Origin of the sequence: Hydrogenophaga sp., assembly GCF_019264445.1 — a bacterium.
Taxonomy (GTDB): Bacteria; Pseudomonadota; Gammaproteobacteria; order Burkholderiales; family Burkholderiaceae_C; genus Hydrogenophaga.
On sequence record NZ_JAHVAB010000080.1, the window covers coordinates 1 to 16,912 of the forward strand.

Consider the following 16,912-nt stretch of genomic DNA (forward strand, 5'->3'; position numbering starts at 1 on the left):
CGCGCCGACTGGGTGCGCGTGGAGCGTGAAGAAGGCGTGAGCGGCTGGATCGCCCGGCAACTGCTCTGGGGTTTCTGACGCCGGCCTGCCCGCGCGCGGGCCTCAGCCGTTCTCGCGCACCGCGAGGTACGCGGGACGGGCCATGCAGCGGCGCAGCCAGTCGTGTGTGAGCGGGTTCGCGTCCATCAAGGCCTTGGCCGGGCGCGCCCAGTTCAACACGCTGGCCACACACAGGTCGGCCACGGTGAAGCGCGCAGCAGCCAGGAACGGCTGGCCGGCCCGGGCTTGCTGCGCCAGGTGGTTTTCGATCACGCGAAAAGGCGTCGCCAGCCGGCGTTCGGCTGCGGCGGCCAGTTCGGGCTTGCGCCGCTCGGGCGGCATCACGAACAGGTGCATCAGCACGGTGAGTGCGTCCGCCTCGGTTTCGGTCATGGCCCAGAAGCTCCAGCGCAGCGCCTCGGCGTCTTCGCGCGGTGTGGCGGGGGTGATGCCCTGGCCGTCGGCCACGCCGTGGTGGCGCGCAATATAGAGCGCGCAGGCCATGCTCTCCCACACCACCACATCGCCCTCGGGCCGCGCGTCCACCACCGCAGGCACATGGCCGTTGGGGTTGATCGCCAGGAAATCGGGCGCGCGCGCGCCGCCGCCCTGGTAATCCAGCTCGATGTGTTTGAAGTCCAGGCCCAGCTCGTGGGCCGCCCACAGGGGGCGCACGGCGCGCGAAGCGGCAATGCCGTAAATGGTCAGGCTCATCGGTTCAATCCAGTTGCCGGCACAAGGCCATGAGGTCGGTCACGGTGGTGTGGGGTTGCAGCGGCGCGTGCGCCCAGGGGTGGCCTGCCCGGTTGAGCCAGGCCACCTGCATGCCGGCTCCCAGGCCGCCCACCACGTCGAGTTGCGCGTCGTCGCCGATGTGCAGCACCTCGTGCGGCTGCACGCCGGCGCTGTCTGCCGCTGCGTGAAAGATGCGCGGATCGGGCTTGCCCACGCCAAACTCGCGCGCGCTGAATGCGGCGTGGAAGTGCTCGCCCAGGCCCACGCGGTGCACATCGGCATTGCCGTTGGACAGGGCCACCACCGGGTAGCGCTGCGCCAGCCATTGCAGCGCGGGCAAGGCATCGTCAAACAGCTCGACGCGCTGGCGCTCGGCGAAAAACACCTCGAAGGCGGGTTCGGCCAGGGCGGGGTCGTCGCCCGCGCGCTGCAACACCAGGCGGATGGACTCGCGGCGCAGCGCGCTCAGGTCGTGCGCGAGGTCGGGGCGCGTCAAGTGCATCTGGTTGCGCACTTCGCGCAGGGCCGCCGGGTCGCCCCACTGCGCGGCGGTGGCTGGCGCATGCACCGCCAGCCAGGCGCCCAGCGTGGCTTCGGCGCGTTCGATGATGGGCCAGATCGGCCACAGCGTGTCGTCCAGGTCGATGGTGATGGCGCGAATGCGGCCAGGCGCCAGCGTCGCAGGTACGGGGGTATTCATGTGTGCGGGAGAATAGCGCATGACTTTCAGCCCAGAACCGAAGATTTCCCATGGCCGAGCGGCCCGCACGGCCATCGTCTTCTGCAACCTCGGCACGCCCGACGAACCCACCGCGCCGGCCTTGCGCCGCTACCTCGCCGAGTTCCTGAGCGACTCGCGGGTGGTCGAAATCCCCAAGCTGCTGTGGTGGCCGATCCTGCACGGCATCATCCTGCGCCTGCGGCCCGCCAAGTCGGCCGCCAAATACGCCAGCGTGTGGTTGCCCGAAGGCTCGCCGCTGAAGGTCTGGACCGAAAAGCAGGCCACGCTGCTGCGCGGCTACCTGGGCGAGCGCGGCCACCAGGTCACGGTGCGTTACGCCATGCGGTACGGCAACCCGTCGATTGCCTCGGTGCTCGATGAACTCAAGGCCGAGGGTGCCACCCGCGTGCTGGTGCTGCCCGCCTACCCGCAGTACAGCGGCACCACCACGGCCAGCGTGGCGGACGCGGTGAACACGTGGGCGCTGTCGGTGCGCCAGCTGCCCGAGTTTCGTTTCGTGAACCGCTACCACGACGACCCGGGCTACATCAAGGCCCTGGCCAAGACCATCCGCGCACACTGGCTGGCCCACGGCCAGGCCGAGCAACTCGTGATGAGCTTTCATGGCGTGCCCGAGCGCACGCTCTACTTGGGCGACCCGTACCACTGCGAATGCCACAAGACGGCCCGCCTGCTGGCCGAGGAGCTGGGCCTGGCCAAGGACCGCTACACGCTCACCTTCCAGTCGCGCTTTGGCAAGGCCAAGTGGCTGGAGCCCTACACCGAGCCCACGCTGGTGGCGCTCGCACAAAAAGGACTGAAGAGCGTGGACCTCGTCTGCCCGGGCTTCACCAGCGACTGCCTGGAAACGCTGGAAGAAATCAACATGGAAGCGCGCGAAGCCTTCCTGCATGCGGGGGGTGAGCGGTTCGAGTACATCCCTTGCGTGAACGATTCGCCCGAATGGATTCGCGCACTGGCCGACCTCGCCGAGCGCCACCTGCAGGGCTGGCCCACGAAGGTGGCAGACAACCCGATGGAACTGCAGGCCAGCCGCGAGCGCGCGCTGGCACTGGGCGCCCAGGACTGAGCGGGCGCATCGGCGGGAGAGGAGCGAGGGAGATCAGGTTCTGGTCAGGTTGGCGCCCGTAAGCTGATCCGACCGTCTTGCAGAACCTGCGGCAGGCACGGCTTCGCGCGGCGCGCACAGGCGCACCGCACCGTTCCACCACGGCGCCCCGCGCGCCCGCTCCCTCCATGAAAACGACCCGAGACATTCACGATCTCGTCGGCGGCCTGTTCATGACAGCCGTCGGCCTCTTCTTCGCCCTCTACGGGCAACAACACTACGACTTCGGCAGCAGCGCACGCATGGGCCCGGGCTACTTCCCCGTCATGCTGGGCTGGACGCTGACCGTGCTCGGCCTGCTGGTGGCAGTGCCCGCCTGGTGGCGCCGCGGTGGGCCGATCACCGTGCAGTGGAGCAACCTTTTCTGGTGCGTACTGAGCCTGGTGGCCTTCGCCCTGGCCTTGCGCACGCTGGGCGTGGTGCTGGCCTCGTTCGTGGCCGCGCTGATCTCGCTCATGCCGTCGGCCATGCGCCTGCGCACCCGCCTGACAGTGTGTGCCGTGGTGGCGTTGCTCACGACGCTGATCTTCCCGATCGGGCTGCAGATGATCCTGCCGCTCTGGCCGTGGAGCCTTTGAAGAGAGCACGCACATGGAACTCCTCTCAAACCTCTGGCTTGGCCTGCAAGTGGCGGCCGCGCCCGTCAACCTGCTCTACTGCTTCTTCGGTGTCTTCCTGGGCACCGTGGTGGGCGTGCTGCCCGGCATCGGCGCATTGGCCGCCATCTCGCTGCTGCTGCCGCTGACGTATCACATCGAACCCACCGCCGCCATCATCATGCTGGCCGGCGTGTACTACGGCGCGCAGTACGGCGGCTCCACCGCATCGATCCTGCTGAACCTGCCGGGCACGCCATCCTCGGCCGTGACCTGCCTCGATGGCTACCCCATGGCCAAGAAGGGCAAGGCCGGCGTCGCGCTGTTCGTGACCACCATCGCCTCGCTGGCCGGTGCCATGTCCGGGCTGATCCTGCTCACGCTGTTCTCGCCGGTCATTGCCGAGGTCGGGCTCAAGTTCGGCCCAGCCGAGTTCTGCTCGATGATGCTGCTGGGCCTGGTCGCCGCCTCCTCCATGAGTTCGGGCTCGGCCGCCAAGGGCCTGTGCGCCATGGTGCTGGGCCTGCTGATCGGCATGGTGGGCACCGATGTGAACAGCGGTGCCGCGCGCTACGCGTTCGACGTGCCCGAGCTCACCGACGGCATCAACCTGGTGGCGCTGGCCATGGGCCTGTTTGGCGTGGCCGAAGTGGTGCGATGCATCAACTCGGCCGACACCAACCGCAAGCTGGAGAAAATCTCCCTGCGCTCGATGGCGCCCAGCAAGGAAGAATTCAAGGCGACGCTCAAGCCCATGGCGCGCGGCTCGGCGCTGGGTTCGGCACTGGGCGCGCTGCCCGGTGTGGGTCCGTCCATTGCGGCGTTCATGTCGTACGCGATCGAAAAGCGCCTGGCCAAAGACCCCAGCCGTTTTGGCCAGGGCGCCATTGAAGGTGTCACCGCCCCCGAATCGGCCAACAACGCCGCGGCGCAAACCGCCTTCGTGCCCTCGCTCTCGCTGGGCATTCCGGGCGATGCGGTCATGGCCATCATGCTCGGCGCGCTGATCATTCACGGCATTCAGCCCGGGCCCATGCTCATCACCGAGCAGCCCAGCCTGTTCTGGGGCCTGGTGGTGAGCTTCGCCATCGGCAACATCATGCTGGTGATCCTGAACCTGCCGACCATCGGCCTGTGGGTCGCGCTGCTGCGCATTCCGTTTGCATGGATGTACCCGGCCATCCTGGTGTTCGTGGCCCTCGGCGTGTACAGCGTCAACAACAACACCTTCGACATCTACTCGGTGGCCGTGCTGGGTGTCATTGGCTACCTGCTCATGGTGCTGCGCTTTGAGCCCGCGCCGCTGCTGCTGGGCTACATCCTGGGCCCGCTGCTGGAGGAATACATGCGCCGCGCCATGCTGATCTCCCGCGGCGACGCCATGGTGTTCCTGCAGCGCCCCATCAGCGCCACGCTGCTCGCCATCACCGCCGCGCTTCTGTTGTGGGCCATCTGGTCCACCGTGCGCAGCAGCTTGCGCGCCAAGCAGGAGCTGGATGTGGCGCGCGCCCTGCCGGATTGAACCCGGTGCTCCACCCTTCTGCTAGCCTCGGGCCCATGCGGATCCTGCTGGTAGAAGACGACGCCGTGCTGCGCGATGTGATCACACGCAGCCTCGAACACGCGGGCCACCGCGTGGACGCGGCGGGCAGCGTGCAGGCGGCCAGCCACCTGTGGCGCGTGCAGCCCTTTGACGCCGTGCTGCTCGACCTGAACCTGCCGCAGCACGAGCGCGCGGGCAGCCCGATGGGCAACGGCCTGCACGCGCTGCGCGAAGCCCGCGCGCGGGGCGACCGCACCCCCGTGCTCGTGCTCACCGCGCGCAACCGCACCGAAGAGCGCATCACCGGGCTGGACGCCGGCGCCGACGACTACCTGGGCAAACCCTTCGACCTCGCCGAGGTGGAAGCGCGGCTGCGCGCGCTGGTGCGCCGCGCCATTGGCAGCAACGACACCGCACACCTCGGACAGCTGCAACTGGACCGGCGCGCGCGCCGCTTCACGCTGGCCGGCGAGCCGCTGGACCTGCCCGCGCGCGAGTTCGAGGTGCTGTGGGAACTGATGAGCCCGCCCGGCCACGCCGTGAGCAAACGCGAGCTCTCCGACAAGCTCTCCAGCTTCGACGACGCGCTGGGCGACAACGCGCTTGAAGCCTTCATCTCGCGCCTGCGCAAGAAGCTCGCCGGCAGCGGCGCGTCCATCCGCACGCTGCGCGGCATCGGCTACCTGCTGGAACCCGAAGCATGAGCGCGCGGCCCGCCAGCCAGGCCGCGCCCTCGCTGCGCATCCGCATGCTGCGGCACGTGATGGTGCCGCTGGTGCTGACCTGGCTCACCGGCACGGTGGCCACGCTGAGCGTGGCCAGCCATTTCACCGAGCAGGCCTTTGACCGCGCCCTGCTCGACGACGCCTACTCCATCGCTTCGCATGTGCAGGCCCAGCCCGACGGTTCGGTGGACCTGCAACTCACGCCCAGCGAGCTCATGGCCGCGCTCTTCGACCAGGCCGAGGCCGTGCACTTTGCGGTGCTCCAGCCCGACGGCCAGCTGCTCGCCGGCAAGGACCTGCCCCCCACGCCGCTGCCTGAAGCCAGCCAGGGCTTTCGCTACAGCGACATCGTGTACCAGGGCCTGCCGGTGCGCGCCGTGACGCTGCGCCACGAGGTGCAGGGCCAGTTGCACCACGTGGTGATGGCGCACACCACCTATGTGCGCGCGGCGCTCGTACAGCGCATGCTGGTGTTTGGCGCGCTGCCGCTGCTGCTGCTGCTCGCCCTGCTCGCCTTCTGGCTCTGGCGCGGCATCCAGCGCGACCTTGCCCCGCTGGCGCGGCTGCAGGACGCCCTGGCCAACCGCGACGCGCAAGACCTCACGCCGGTGGTGATCTCGCCCTCCACCCGCGAAATACAGCAAGTGGGCCACGCGGTGAACGATCTGTTTGACCGCCTGGGCCGCAGCGTGCGCGCCCAGCGCGAATTCGTCGGCAACGTGGCGCACGAGCTGCGCACGCCGCTGGCCCGCATTCGCGCGCTGGCCGACTATGGCCAGGCCCATCCCCACGCCGACGTGTCCCAGCAGCAGCTGCAACAGATCGCCACCAGCGCCGAGCGCGCAGGCCGCCTGGTGAACCAGCTGCTGGACCTGGCCATCGCCGACGAAGCCGAGCTGGCGCTGCAAAAGGAACGGCTGGCGCTGGCACCACTGGTGGGCCAGGCGGTGCTGCGACACCTGGACAAAGCCGATGCGCGCGGCGTCGACCTGGGCGCGCGCGGGCTGGACGAAGGCGCGCAGGACGTGCACGTCCTGGCCGACACGGCGCTCATCGAAGGCATTCTGGACAACCTCATCGACAACGCCCTGCGCTACGGCGGCCCCACGCTCACCGTCGAACTGACGGCGCACGCCGACGCACGCACCTGCATGCTCGCGGTGGTGGACGACGGCCCCGGCATCCCCGACGCCGCGCGCCGCGATCTCATGCAGCGCTGGACGCAGGGACGCGACGCCATCCAGCTCGGCCAGGGCGCGGGCCTGGGCCTGTCCATCGTGGCGCGTTATGCGCAGCTGCTGGGCTCAGAGCTCCAGCTGGAGAGCGCGGATCACGGCCGTGGGCTGCGCGCCAGCCTCGTGCTGCCGCTGGCCTGAGCATCATCGCGATCGCCGCGCAGCACGCCGTTGATCTCGGCCCCGAAGATCAGCGTGGTGGCGCTGATGTAGAGAAACACCAGCGTGGCCACCACGCCCGCAAAGCTCCCGTAGAGCAGCGCCAGCTTGCCCGCGGTGCGCAAGGTGTACGACAGGCTGGCCGCAGCGCCCACCCACAGCGCCGCCCCCACCAGGGCGCCGGGCAGCACGGTGGCAATGCGCTGGCGGATGTCGGGCAGCCAGCCGTACATCAGCGCATACAGCGCCACCAGCACCAGATACGCCAGCGCGTAGCGCACCGTGTGGCGCATCCAGTGCGCGTCCGCGCCACCACCCACGTTCTCCGCGAGCAGCTGCCACACGTAGGGAAGGATCACCACCGAGCTGAAGGCCGCCAGCGTCGTCGCGCCCACCACCACCGTGAACAGCGTGACCTTGATGCGCGCCTTCCAGAAAGCCAGGCCGCGCTCGATGCCATAGGCGCGGTTCAGCGCCGAGCGAATGGCCTGCAGGCCGGAAGACGCCGTCCACAGCGTGACCACCACGCCAATGGCCAGCAGCGCCTGGTTGCGCTGCGACAGCACCTGCGCGATCACGGGCTGCATCGCCTCGCGCACCAGCTGCGGGGCGTACTCCAGCACGCGGCTCACGAGCTGGGCGGCATCGCCGGGCTTGCCGATGTAACCCGCCGAGGCGGAGAGCAGGATGAGCAGCGGAAACATGGCCAGCACCGACGAAAACGCCAGGCTCCCCGCCTGGTTGGCGCTCTGGTGCAGGATGTAGTTGCGAACCGCCAGCACGAGCACGCGCACACCCGGCGTGTTCAGCGCCCAGTGCCGGACACGGTGTCCGGCTTGCTGAAGACGGCCCATCGGCCAGCGCTTCAAAGACCCGCGCTTACTTGACGCGCCCGCCCAGCGGCGTGACACGCAGCACCTTGCTCAGGCCGTCGCGGCCACTCGCCGCCCGGCCCACCAGCGCAGAGCCCGCCAGCAAACCCGCAGAGCGCAGCAGGAACGACGGGCTCTTTCGCGTGAGCGCCCAGGCGGCGATGCCCGCACCCAACACCCACCAGTGCTCACCGGGAACGCCGGGTCGCTCTTGGGGTTTGCGGGTCTTTCGCGCCGGCTTGATGGCGGCGGGCGTGGAAGGCTGTTCAGCGCGGCGGGTTCTCTGGACCATGGGGGTTCTCCTGATGGGCAAGCCCCTAAGTTAACGCCGCTGCAGCACCGCCCGTGTAGGACAGTCCCGCATCCGTGGTCAGCGGGGCAGCTCGCGCACCAGGCGAATGCCCACCAGCGTGTAGCGCGTCTGCATCGAGTTCCAGTTGCGGTACGCGCAACGCGAATAGAGCGGCCAGGTGTGCCAGGAGCCGCCCCGGCGCACCTTGTTGTCGCCATCGTCAGGCCCCACCGGATCGTCCACCGGGGACCGCGCGTAGGTGTCTTCGCCGTACCAGTCCGACACCCACTCCCACACGTTGCCGTGCATGTCGTGCAGGCCAAAGGCATTGGGCGTGAAGCTGCCCACGGGTGCGGTGAACGCATGGCCATCGCGCCCGGGCAACGCGCGGTCGCGCCAGGTGGGCCAGTTCACTGCCGCGTCCTGGTCAAAGGTGTTGCCCACACCGATCAGGCCAGCCGGGTCGTTGCCATGCTGGTAACGGCCGCTGCCACCGGCCCGGCACGCGTACTCCCACTCCGCTTCCGTGGGCAACCGGTAGCGGCGGCCCTCCTGCTCGGAGAGCCAGCGCGCCAGCGCCACCGCGTCGTTCCAGGTGACGTTGACCACCGGGTGGTCGTCGCCCTGCGCAAAGCCCGGGTTCTCCCACGAGTACCTGGGCAAGCGGCCTTCAAACGCGTCGCCCCGGCGGCTCTTCGCGGGGTTGTAGGCGGGGTTGTAGCCATAGCCACCGGTGCCATCCGCCACCGATTCAGGCACGTGGCCCGAGCGCTGGAGGAACGCCCGGAACTGCCCCACCGTGACCTCGTGCTGGCCCATCTCGAAGGCCCGCGTGATGCGCACGCGGTGCACCGGCGCTTCGTCGGACAAACCTTCCAGACGCGAGCGCTCCATGCCGGGATAGGCCTTCGCCAGCGCCTCGGGCGACTCGTCGTTGCCCATCAGGAACTCGCCCGCCGGCACGCGCACGAAGACCATGCCCAGGGTGTCGGTGGATACCTGGAGCGGTTGCGCACAACCCGCAAGCCACGCCAACCCGCACAGCACGGCAGTCAAACCAGCCCTTCGCCACCGCACCGCACCTGGGTTCCTCATGGGAGCTCCAACGACCAAAGATGGGCCATTGTGCCGGCGCAGGTGCGATGCGCTCAACACGACCGGCCGTGCCGAGCCCGCCCCCGCTCAGTGCCCCGCCAGAAACCGCTGTACCAGCTCCAGCTGTTCGGGCACGTTCAGGGCCGGCGCGTGGCCGCAGCCGGCGATGGTGACCACGAGTGCGCGCGGCCCGCGGTCGCGCATGGCTTCGGCGGTGTCGGCCAGCAGCAGGTCGGAGTCGGCGCCGCGCAGGCACAGCACGGGCACGTCGATGCGGTCGTAGGTGGGCCACAGGTCGTAGTCCTGCGGGTGGTGGGTGAATTGCCCCACCATGGCCGGGTCGTAGTGCGGCGTCACGCGGCCATCGGGCAGGCGGCGGGTGGAGCTTTCGGTGAACAGGCGCCACTGCGCGTCGCTGATCTGGCCGTAGGGCTTGTAGACGGTGCGGAAGTACTGCTCCAGCTCGCTCACGGTGTCGAAGCCGGGCGGGCTGCCCGCGTAGCTGCGGATGCGCTGCACGGCGGCCTCGGCCAGTTGCGGGCCGATATCGTTGAGCACCAGCCGCTCGATGCGACCGTGCAGCCGGCCTGCGGCGCTCACCATGCCGATGGCGCCGCCCATGGAGGTGCCCACCCAGTGAAAGCGCTTGAGGGCGAGCTGGTCCACCAGCGAGGCGGCGATGCGGCTGTAGAAGTCGAGGCAGTACTCGGCCTCGGGCGTCGGGCTCCATTGCGAGAGGCCGCGGCCGATGGTGTCGGGGCAGATCACGCGCCAGCCCAGCGCACACAGGTGCTCGGCGAGCGGGTCCATGTCGCGCCCGGTGCGCGCCAGCCCGTGCCACGCCACCACCGTCTGCCCGTTGGGCGCGTGGGGCACCCAGTCCATGAAGTGGATTTCACGGCCCTCGCAACGCAGGTAGCGCGAGCGCGGTGTCACCGCGTGGGCGGCGGCCTCCAGTGGGGTGGCGTTCATGGCTGGCCTTTCATGCGGGCCGCCGTGGCGCGCTCCCTGAGCTTTCCAACGATGCCGGTGGGGAAGTAATAGACCGAAAGCACGAACAGCACGCCCAGCCAGAGCAGCCAGCGGTCGGGCGTGAGCAGCGCGGGCAGCAGCGGCAGGCCTTCGGTGGCGTTGCCGGCCATGCGCAGCAGGTCCTGCAGATAGCTCTGCGCCACCACGAAGAGCACGCTGCCGATGAACGCGCCATACAGCGTGCCCATGCCGCCAATGACGACGATGAGCAGGATGTCCAGCATGATCTCGAAGGACAGCGAGGTGTCCGGCCCGTTGTAGCGCAGCCAGAGCGCGAGCAGGCAACCCGCGAGCGTGGCAAACGACGCCGAGAGCACGTTGGACAGCGTGCGGTACACCACCGTGCGGTAGCCCAGCGCCTCGGCGCGGAAGTCGTTCTCGCGGATCGCCTGCAGCACGCGGCCAAAGGGCGAATTCACGATGCGCAGGATGGTGAGGAAGATGGCCGTCACCGCAAGGAAGATCAGGTAGTAGGTGATCAGCCGGCCATTCAGGTCCACTTCGCCCAGCGGCGTGACCAGCGGTTCTTCGGTCAGCGTGAAGCCCGGCGAGAGCAGTTCGGGCACGCGGAACGTGAGGCCGTCTTCACCGCCCGTGATGTCCGAGAGCTGCGAGGCCAGCGTGAGAAACGCCGAGGCCACCGCCAGCGTGATCATGGCGAAGAAGATCGCCTTCACGCGCAGCGAGAACAGCCCGATGAGCAGCGAGAGCACCAGCGAGATCGCAAGCGCGCCGAACACGCCCACCGCAATCGCGGCCCACGAGGGCGTGCCTGCCGCGTTGAGCGCGATGGCCACGCCGTAGGCACCGATGCCGAAGAACATGGTGTGCGCAAAGCTCACGATGCCGGTGTAGCCCAGCAGCAGGTCGAAGCTGGCCACCAGCGCCACGAAGATCAGCACCTTGGCCGCGACGTTGAGCGCCTTGACACCCGGGAACAGGAACGGCGCCAGCAGCAGGCCGATGAACAGCACCACCAGCAGGGCCGTGAGCCAGCGGCTGCGTGGCAGGTCGTTGGAGAGGAGTCGGGACAACATGATGCGGCTCCTTCAGCGGTTGGTGACGGGGTACACGCCCTGCGGACGCCACAACAAAATCGCGACCATGAGCGCGATGTTGGAAAACAGCGCGACCTTCGGTGCGAGGAAGCCGGTGTAGTTCGCCATGAGGCCGACCAGCAGCGCGCCAATCAGCGCGCCGGTGGTGGACCCCAGGCCGCCAATGATGATGACGATGAAGATCAGCACGTTGACCTGCGCGCCCATCTGCGGCAGCACGGTCTGCTGGTACAGCCCCCACATCACACCGCCCAGGCCAGCCAGCGCGCTGCCCACCACGAACACGCCAATGAACAGCTGGCGGATGCGGTAGCCCAGCGACTCGACCATCTCGCGGTCCTGCACGCCGGCGCGCACCAGCAGGCCGACCTTGGTGCGGTTGAGCGTCCAGACCATCGCGGCAAACACGGCCAGCCCCACCAGCACGGCCAGCAGGCGGTATTTCTCCACCGCGGCCTCGCCCAGGATGAACGAACCGCGCAGGCTCTCGGGCAAGGGCAGCGCAATCTGCTCCGGCCCCCAGATGACCTTGATCATTTCCTCGCCAATGATCATGCCGCCCATGGTGATGAGGATCTGCTTCAGGTGCATGCCGTACACCGGGCGGATGATCAGGCGCTCAAACACCCAGCCCAGCGCACCGGCCACCGCCATGGCCACCAGCATGGCCGGCAGCAGCGCCATGAGGTTGAGCCACAGGCTGTCCGCGGTGGTGTAGCCGCCCATGCTGGCCAGCACGGTGGTGGCCACGAAGGCACCGAGCGCAATGAACACGCCGTGGCCAAAGTTCAGCACGTCCATGAGGCCAAACACTAGCGTGAGGCCTGAGGCAATGATGAACACGATCATGCCCATGGCCAGGCCCGCCACGGTGAGCGTGAGCCAGGTGGAGGGGCTGCCCACGGCGGGCAGTGCGAGCAGCGCGAGTGCTGGCACGAGCGCCAGCGGCTTCCAGTCGAAGTCGGCTTTGAGTTTCATCATTGATGTGCTCCAAGAGACAAGCCGAGCAATTTCGATTGCAGCGATTCATCGGCGGCGAGCTCGGCCATCGAGCCGCTGTGCACCACGCGGCCGTCGTCCATCACGGCCACCGTGTCGCCGAGCTGGCGCGCAAAGTTGAAGTTCTGTTCCACCAGCAGGATGGTGGTCTGCGCAGCCTTGAGTTCGCGAAAGGCCGCGATCATGTTCTGGATGATCGCGGGCGCCAGGCCCTTGCTGGGCTCGTCGATCAGCAGCAGCTTGCGCGGCTCGATGATGGCGCGCGAGACCGCGAGCATCTGCTTCTGCCCGCCGCTGAGCTTGCCGGCCGCGTGCAGCCAGAACTTCTTCATGGCCGGGAACAGGCCAAAGATCCATTCGAGCCGCGTGGTGTCGATGTCGTCCAGCGTGCGCGCGCCGCGCGCGGCCAGCAGCATGTTCTCCTTGACGCTGAGGTCCGAGAAGATGCCCATGCTCTCGGGCACATAGGCCACGCCGCTCTGCGCAATGTCGGGCGTCTGGCGCTGTGTGATGTCCTGCCCGTCGAGCGTCACCGAGCCCTGGCTGGCGTGCCACAAGCCCATGATGGTGCGCAGCGTGGTCGTCTTGCCGGCGCCGTTGCGGCCGAGCAGCATGGTGAGCTGGTTGGCGGGCACCACGAGGTCCACGCCGTGGAGGATGTGGTACGCGCCGATGTGGGTGTGCACCTGGTTCAGCGTCAGCAAGGGTTCGCTCATGCGACCTCCTCTTCGGTCGGGTTGATGCCGAGGTACGCCTGCTGCACCACGGGCGAGGCGATCACGGTGGCGGGTTCGCCATCGGCCACCAGCTCGCCGTTGTGCAGCACGATGATGCGGTCCGACAGCTCGCGCACCACGTCCATCTTGTGTTCCACCAGCAGGATGGTCTTGGTCTTGTCTTCCTTGAGCTTGCGGATGAGGTTGAGGATCACCGGCACCTCGTCCACGCTCATGCCGGCGGTGGGCTCGTCGAACATGAACACCTGTGGCTCCAGCGCCATCAGGATGCCCACCTCAAGCTTGCGCTGGTCGCCGTGCGGCAGGCTGGAGGCGAGCGCATCGCGCTTGTCGGCCAGCGCCACCGTGTCCAGCACCTCGTCGGCGCGTTGCAGCAGGTCGCGCCGGTCGCTCCAGATGCGCCAGAGGTTCAGCCCGGCGCGCGCCTTGGCCTGCACCGCCAGCCGCACGTTTTCCTGCACCGTGAGGTTGGGAAACAGGTTGGTGAGCTGGAACGCGCGGCCCAGCCCGGCCTGCGCCCGCGCCGGCGCCCCCAGCGACGAGATGTCCTGCCCGCCCAGCAACACACGGCCTGCGCTGGCCTTGATCTGCCCGGAGATGAGGTTGAAGTAGGTCGTCTTGCCCGCGCCGTTGGGGCCGACGATGGCCGTGAGCGTGCCCGGCGCAAACGCACAGGAGACAGCACTCACCGCCACGTGCCCGCCGAAGCGGACCGTGAGGTCTTGGGTTTCAAGCATGGAGGTGGAACTGAGAGAACGGTGGAGACTGTCGCCGCACGTGCGGCGACGTCCAGAAACGCGGCGGAACCGGCTTCGCCGGGCCGCACGCGTTGTCCCCCTTTCAAGGGGGAAGCCGCGTCAGCGGCGCAGGGGGTCAAGCGCTCAGCGCTTGTTCCGAATGGGAATCGGCAGGTCTTCCGGCTTGATCTCCCGCACCAGCTCCGGCACGCCCCAGGCAAACGCCGGGTCCACCTTGATCTTGAAGTGGTACATGCTCTGCATCGCCTGGTGGTCTTCCGCGCGGAAGGTCATCTTGCCCTTGGGCGTGTCAAAGCTCATGCCTTCCATGGTCTTGATGAGCGTGTCGGTCTTGGTGTCGCCGTTGGTTTTCTTCAGCGCCGTCACCACCGCCATCGCGGCCGAGAAACCGCCCGCCGTGAAGAAGTCCGGCGGCGTCTTGAACTGCTTGTAGTGCTCGGCCACCATGGCGTCGTTCACCGGGTTCTTCGGGATGCCGAAGTAGTAGTACAGCGCGCCTTCCATACCGGGGAACTGCTTGTAGGCCACCATGGCCGGCAGGATGTTGCCACCCGTGGCCAGCTTGATGCCGTAGCGCTTTTCCAGATCCATCTCGGCGATCTTGGAGAACGGCGTGGGCGCGCCCGACCAGCCCACCGAGATGTACTTGGTGCCGGGCTGGTCCTTGAGCTTGTCGACGATGCGCAGCAGGCCGGCGGTGAAGTCCGTCGTGCCCACAGGCAGGTATTCCTCGTGAACGATCTTGGCCTTCTTGATGAAGTCCTTGGAGGCCTTCACGCCGTCGCGGCCAAAGGCGTTGTCGTTGGCCAGCATGGCGATCACGTTGCCCGGCTGGTCCAGCGCCACGGCGTTGGCGGCGGCGTCCTGGCTGCTGTTGCGGCCGGTGCGGAAGATGTACTTGTTCCACTTGTCGCCGGTGATGGAGTCGGCCACGGCGGGCTCCACCAGCAGGATCTTCTTGTATTCCTCGGCCACGGGCAGCATGGCCAGCGCCACTGGCGAGGCGGTCGGGCCAATGGCGAGGTCGACCTTGTCGTCGGCATAGGCTGCGGCCAGCAGGCTCTTGCCCACGTCGGGCTTGCCCTGGTCGTCTTTCTCGATCACCACGATCTTCTTGCCGGCCACCATCATGGTGCCGCCGGTGGCATAGCTCAGGCCCATCATCAGGCCGGCCTGCGTCTGCTTGGCATAGGCCTCCAGCGGACCGGTCTTGCTGTGGATGTGGGCGATGCGGATCTCGTTCTTGTTGGCCTGGGCCTGGGCGAGCGTGGTGCCCAGCGCAGCGGTGCAGGCGAGCGCGATGACCGCCAGACGGCGGGTGGTGTGAGTCATGTCTTGTCTCCTGGTTGGAAGGATCACAGCGCTGTGCGCCGTACCCCTGCATTGCAGGCTTCGTGCCAGCACGCCAGGCCTTTGATTTCAAACGACTTTGCTCAGCAAGTCTCAACAAGTCGTCTGAAATTCAGACAATCCCCACGCGCTCAACCGTCTGAATTTCAGGCAATCGTCTGGATGTCAGACGCCTCTCCCCACGCGGCCAGGCGGTCGTACAGGCTCGCGCGCGAAATGCCCAGCAGCCGCGCTGCCGCGGTGCGGTTGCCCCCGGTGCGTGCCAGCGCGTCGCGAATGGCGCGCTGTTCCAGCTCGGCAATCTGCTCAGGCAACGGCCGCACATCGCCTGCCTGCGAGGCCGCGCGCGTCGCAGCGCCCTTCAACACCGCAGGTGCCAGCGCCGGCAGGCCCGCCTCCTGCAGCACCGCGCCCACCTGCGCACCTTCGATGTGGTGCGTGTCGCTGCGCAGCGCCAGCTGTTCAAGCACGTTGCGCAGCTCGCGGATGTTGCCGCGCCAGGGCTGCGCGGCCAGCAGCGCCTGGGCATCGGCGGTGAGCTCCAGCTGTGCGCCGCCGCCGCGCGCGGCGATGTCTTCGCACAGGGCTTCGATCAGCAGCGCAATGTCGTCCTGCCGCTCGCGCAGCGGGGGCACGCGAATGGGCAGCACGTTCAGGCGGTAGTAAAGGTCTTCGCGAAAGGTGCCGTCGCGCACCATCTGCTGCAGGTCGCGCGAGGTGGCCGCGACCACGCGCACGTCAAAACGCACCAGCTTGTTCGAACCCAGCGGCTCGATCTCGCCTTCCTGCAGGGCGCGCAGGAGCTTGACCTGCACCGACATCGGCATGTCGCCCAGCTCGTCGAGAAACAGGGTGCCGCCATCGGCGAGTTTGAACTTGCCGTCGCGCCCCTTCTTGTCTGCGCCGGTGAATGCGCCGGGCGCGACGCCGAAGAACTCGGCCTCCAGCAGCGTGTCGGGCACCGCCGCCATGTTCACGCTCACAAACGGACGCCCCGCGCGCGGCGAGGCCGCATGGATGGCGTGCGCCAGCAGCTCCTTGCCGGTGCCGGTTTCACCCAGCAGCAGCACCGGGCTGGCCGATTGCGCCGCACGGCGCGCCTGGCGCTTGACCTCCAGCGCCGCCGCGCTGCTGCCCACGAAGCTGGCAAAGGTGTACTTGGTGCGGCGCTGGCTGGCGAGTTCGCGGCGGGCTTCGCTCAAGTCCTGTTCGAGGCGGGCGAACTTGCTGATGAGGGGCTGCAGCGTGGTCTCGGGGTGGTCAAACAGCACGATGCCCAGCACGCCGATGACTTCGCCCGCGTCGTCGCGCAGCGGAATGCGGCTCACCACGAAGGTGCCGGCGCGGTTGGTGAGCAGGTCGATGAGGATGGGTTTGCCGGTGGCCAGCACCTGGTGCATCTGCGTGTTCTGCACGACACGGGAGACGGGGTGGCCCACAAAGTCTTCCTCGCGCTCGAAGCCGAGTGCGGGCAGGAAGCGGCGGTATTGGTCGTTGATCCAGACGACGCGCGAGTCGCGGTCCACCAGCATCATGCCTTCGCTGGCATTGGCGAAGAGCTCGAACATCGAGCGCGCGGCGAGCTCCAGAATGCTCTGCGCGTCACGTGGAAGGCGGTTGTCCCGGGTCATGGGCGAATGGTACCCCTGGAGGGTATAGGCGCCCTCTGGGTGATTTCGTCTGTCTGGGTTTTCTCCGGCGAGTCCGGTCATCGGCGGCCTCGGGGCACGGCTCCGCGGCTGTCCCCCGGGGCGGGCTTCGCCCACCCCTCCTCCTTTATGCCGCTGCGCCATACCCCTGACCGCCGATGACCTCATGGGTACTCGGTCTGTTGGTA

At 68.0% G+C, this 16,912-nt stretch carries 18 protein-coding genes; 6 read left to right on the plus strand and 12 right to left on the minus strand.

Going from position 1 to position 16,912, the window contains the following annotated elements; genetic code table 11:
- A partial coding sequence (locus tag KXJ60_RS21705; RefSeq protein WP_366018758.1) for an SH3 domain-containing protein occupies positions 1–78 on the plus strand: 78 nt, incomplete at its 5' end.
- 24 nt (positions 79–102) lie between these two features.
- Here the strand turns inward: KXJ60_RS21705 and KXJ60_RS18245 are convergent.
- Both KXJ60_RS18245 and KXJ60_RS18250 read right to left on the minus strand, forming a co-directional pair.
- Entirely contained in the window at positions 103–753 is a 651-nt protein-coding gene (locus KXJ60_RS18245) for a glutathione S-transferase family protein (protein ID WP_291131230.1), read from the minus strand.
- A 4-nt stretch (positions 754–757) separates the two neighbouring features.
- The gene (locus tag KXJ60_RS18250) at positions 758–1,474 is read right to left on the minus strand and encodes an HAD-IA family hydrolase (RefSeq protein WP_291131232.1); all 717 of its coding nucleotides are present in this window, start codon (positions 1,472–1,474) and stop codon (positions 758–760) included.
- A 19-nt stretch (positions 1,475–1,493) separates the two neighbouring features.
- On the opposite strand from KXJ60_RS18250, the gene hemH reads away from it, so the two are divergent.
- The 5 genes from hemH (at position 1,494) to KXJ60_RS18275 (ending at position 6,864) form a co-directional block, all read left to right on the plus strand.
- Positions 1,494–2,585 carry a ferrochelatase gene (gene hemH, locus KXJ60_RS18255; RefSeq protein WP_291131234.1) on the plus strand — a complete coding sequence of 364 codons (1,092 nt, stop codon included), beginning with the start codon at positions 1,494–1,496 and terminating at the stop codon, positions 2,583–2,585.
- Positions 2,586–2,752: 167 nt separating this feature from the next.
- On the plus strand, positions 2,753–3,202 hold the full coding sequence (locus tag KXJ60_RS18260) for a tripartite tricarboxylate transporter TctB family protein (RefSeq protein ID WP_291131236.1): 450 nt from the start codon (positions 2,753–2,755) through the stop codon (positions 3,200–3,202).
- Between the two features lie 13 nt (positions 3,203–3,215).
- Positions 3,216–4,742 carry a tripartite tricarboxylate transporter permease gene (locus KXJ60_RS18265; protein ID WP_291131238.1) on the plus strand — a complete coding sequence of 509 codons (1,527 nt, stop codon included), beginning with the start codon at positions 3,216–3,218 and terminating at the stop codon, positions 4,740–4,742.
- A 35-nt stretch (positions 4,743–4,777) separates the two neighbouring features.
- Positions 4,778–5,467 (plus strand): response regulator transcription factor, encoded by a 690-nt coding sequence (locus tag KXJ60_RS18270; protein ID WP_291131240.1) that lies wholly within the window; start codon positions 4,778–4,780, stop codon positions 5,465–5,467.
- Positions 5,464–6,864 carry a sensor histidine kinase gene (locus KXJ60_RS18275; RefSeq protein ID WP_291131242.1) on the plus strand — a complete coding sequence of 467 codons (1,401 nt, stop codon included), beginning with the start codon at positions 5,464–5,466 and terminating at the stop codon, positions 6,862–6,864. Before KXJ60_RS18270 ends, KXJ60_RS18275 begins: the two co-directional genes overlap by 4 nt.
- On the opposite strand, the gene KXJ60_RS18280 is transcribed toward KXJ60_RS18275, so the two are convergent.
- The 10 genes from KXJ60_RS18280 to KXJ60_RS18325 all read right to left on the minus strand — a co-directional run bounded on the left by KXJ60_RS18280 (position 6,819) and on the right by KXJ60_RS18325 (position 16,706).
- Positions 6,819–7,736, minus strand: a complete 918-nt coding sequence (locus KXJ60_RS18280; protein WP_291131244.1) for a YihY/virulence factor BrkB family protein — start codon at positions 7,734–7,736, stop codon at positions 6,819–6,821. The two genes, KXJ60_RS18275 and KXJ60_RS18280, sit on opposite strands and share 46 nt — an antisense overlap.
- A 25-nt stretch (positions 7,737–7,761) precedes the next feature.
- The gene (locus KXJ60_RS18285; RefSeq protein WP_291131246.1) at positions 7,762–8,046 is read right to left on the minus strand and encodes a hypothetical protein; all 285 of its coding nucleotides are present in this window, start codon (positions 8,044–8,046) and stop codon (positions 7,762–7,764) included.
- A gap of 78 nt (positions 8,047–8,124) precedes the next feature.
- Positions 8,125–9,024 (minus strand): formylglycine-generating enzyme family protein, encoded by a 900-nt coding sequence (locus KXJ60_RS18290; protein ID WP_291131248.1) that lies wholly within the window; start codon positions 9,022–9,024, stop codon positions 8,125–8,127.
- A 204-nt stretch (positions 9,025–9,228) separates the two neighbouring features.
- A complete protein-coding gene (locus tag KXJ60_RS18295) occupies positions 9,229–10,113 on the minus strand; it encodes an alpha/beta hydrolase (protein ID WP_291131251.1) in 885 nt (294 codons plus the stop codon).
- Complete coding sequence (locus KXJ60_RS18300) at positions 10,110–11,210, minus strand: branched-chain amino acid ABC transporter permease (protein ID WP_291131253.1); 1,101 nt, start codon at positions 11,208–11,210, stop codon at positions 10,110–10,112. Before KXJ60_RS18300 ends, KXJ60_RS18295 begins: the two co-directional genes overlap by 4 nt.
- Positions 11,211–11,222: 12 nt before the next feature.
- The gene (locus tag KXJ60_RS18305; RefSeq protein ID WP_291131255.1) at positions 11,223–12,212 is read right to left on the minus strand and encodes a branched-chain amino acid ABC transporter permease; all 990 of its coding nucleotides are present in this window, start codon (positions 12,210–12,212) and stop codon (positions 11,223–11,225) included.
- Positions 12,209–12,946 carry an ABC transporter ATP-binding protein gene (locus KXJ60_RS18310; protein ID WP_291131257.1) on the minus strand — a complete coding sequence of 246 codons (738 nt, stop codon included), beginning with the start codon at positions 12,944–12,946 and terminating at the stop codon, positions 12,209–12,211. Before KXJ60_RS18310 ends, KXJ60_RS18305 begins: the two co-directional genes overlap by 4 nt.
- Positions 12,943–13,704, minus strand: a complete 762-nt coding sequence (locus KXJ60_RS18315) for an ABC transporter ATP-binding protein (protein ID WP_291131259.1) — start codon at positions 13,702–13,704, stop codon at positions 12,943–12,945. The genes KXJ60_RS18310 and KXJ60_RS18315 overlap by 4 nt, the downstream gene beginning before the upstream one ends.
- Before the next feature lie 144 nt (positions 13,705–13,848).
- Positions 13,849–15,057, minus strand: coding sequence for a substrate-binding domain-containing protein (locus KXJ60_RS18320; protein WP_291131261.1), 1,209 nt, complete (start codon positions 15,055–15,057; stop codon positions 13,849–13,851).
- Between the two features lie 164 nt (positions 15,058–15,221).
- Positions 15,222–16,706, minus strand: a complete 1,485-nt coding sequence (locus KXJ60_RS18325; protein ID WP_291131263.1) for a sigma 54-interacting transcriptional regulator — start codon at positions 16,704–16,706, stop codon at positions 15,222–15,224.
- Positions 16,707–16,912 lie beyond the last annotated feature (206 nt).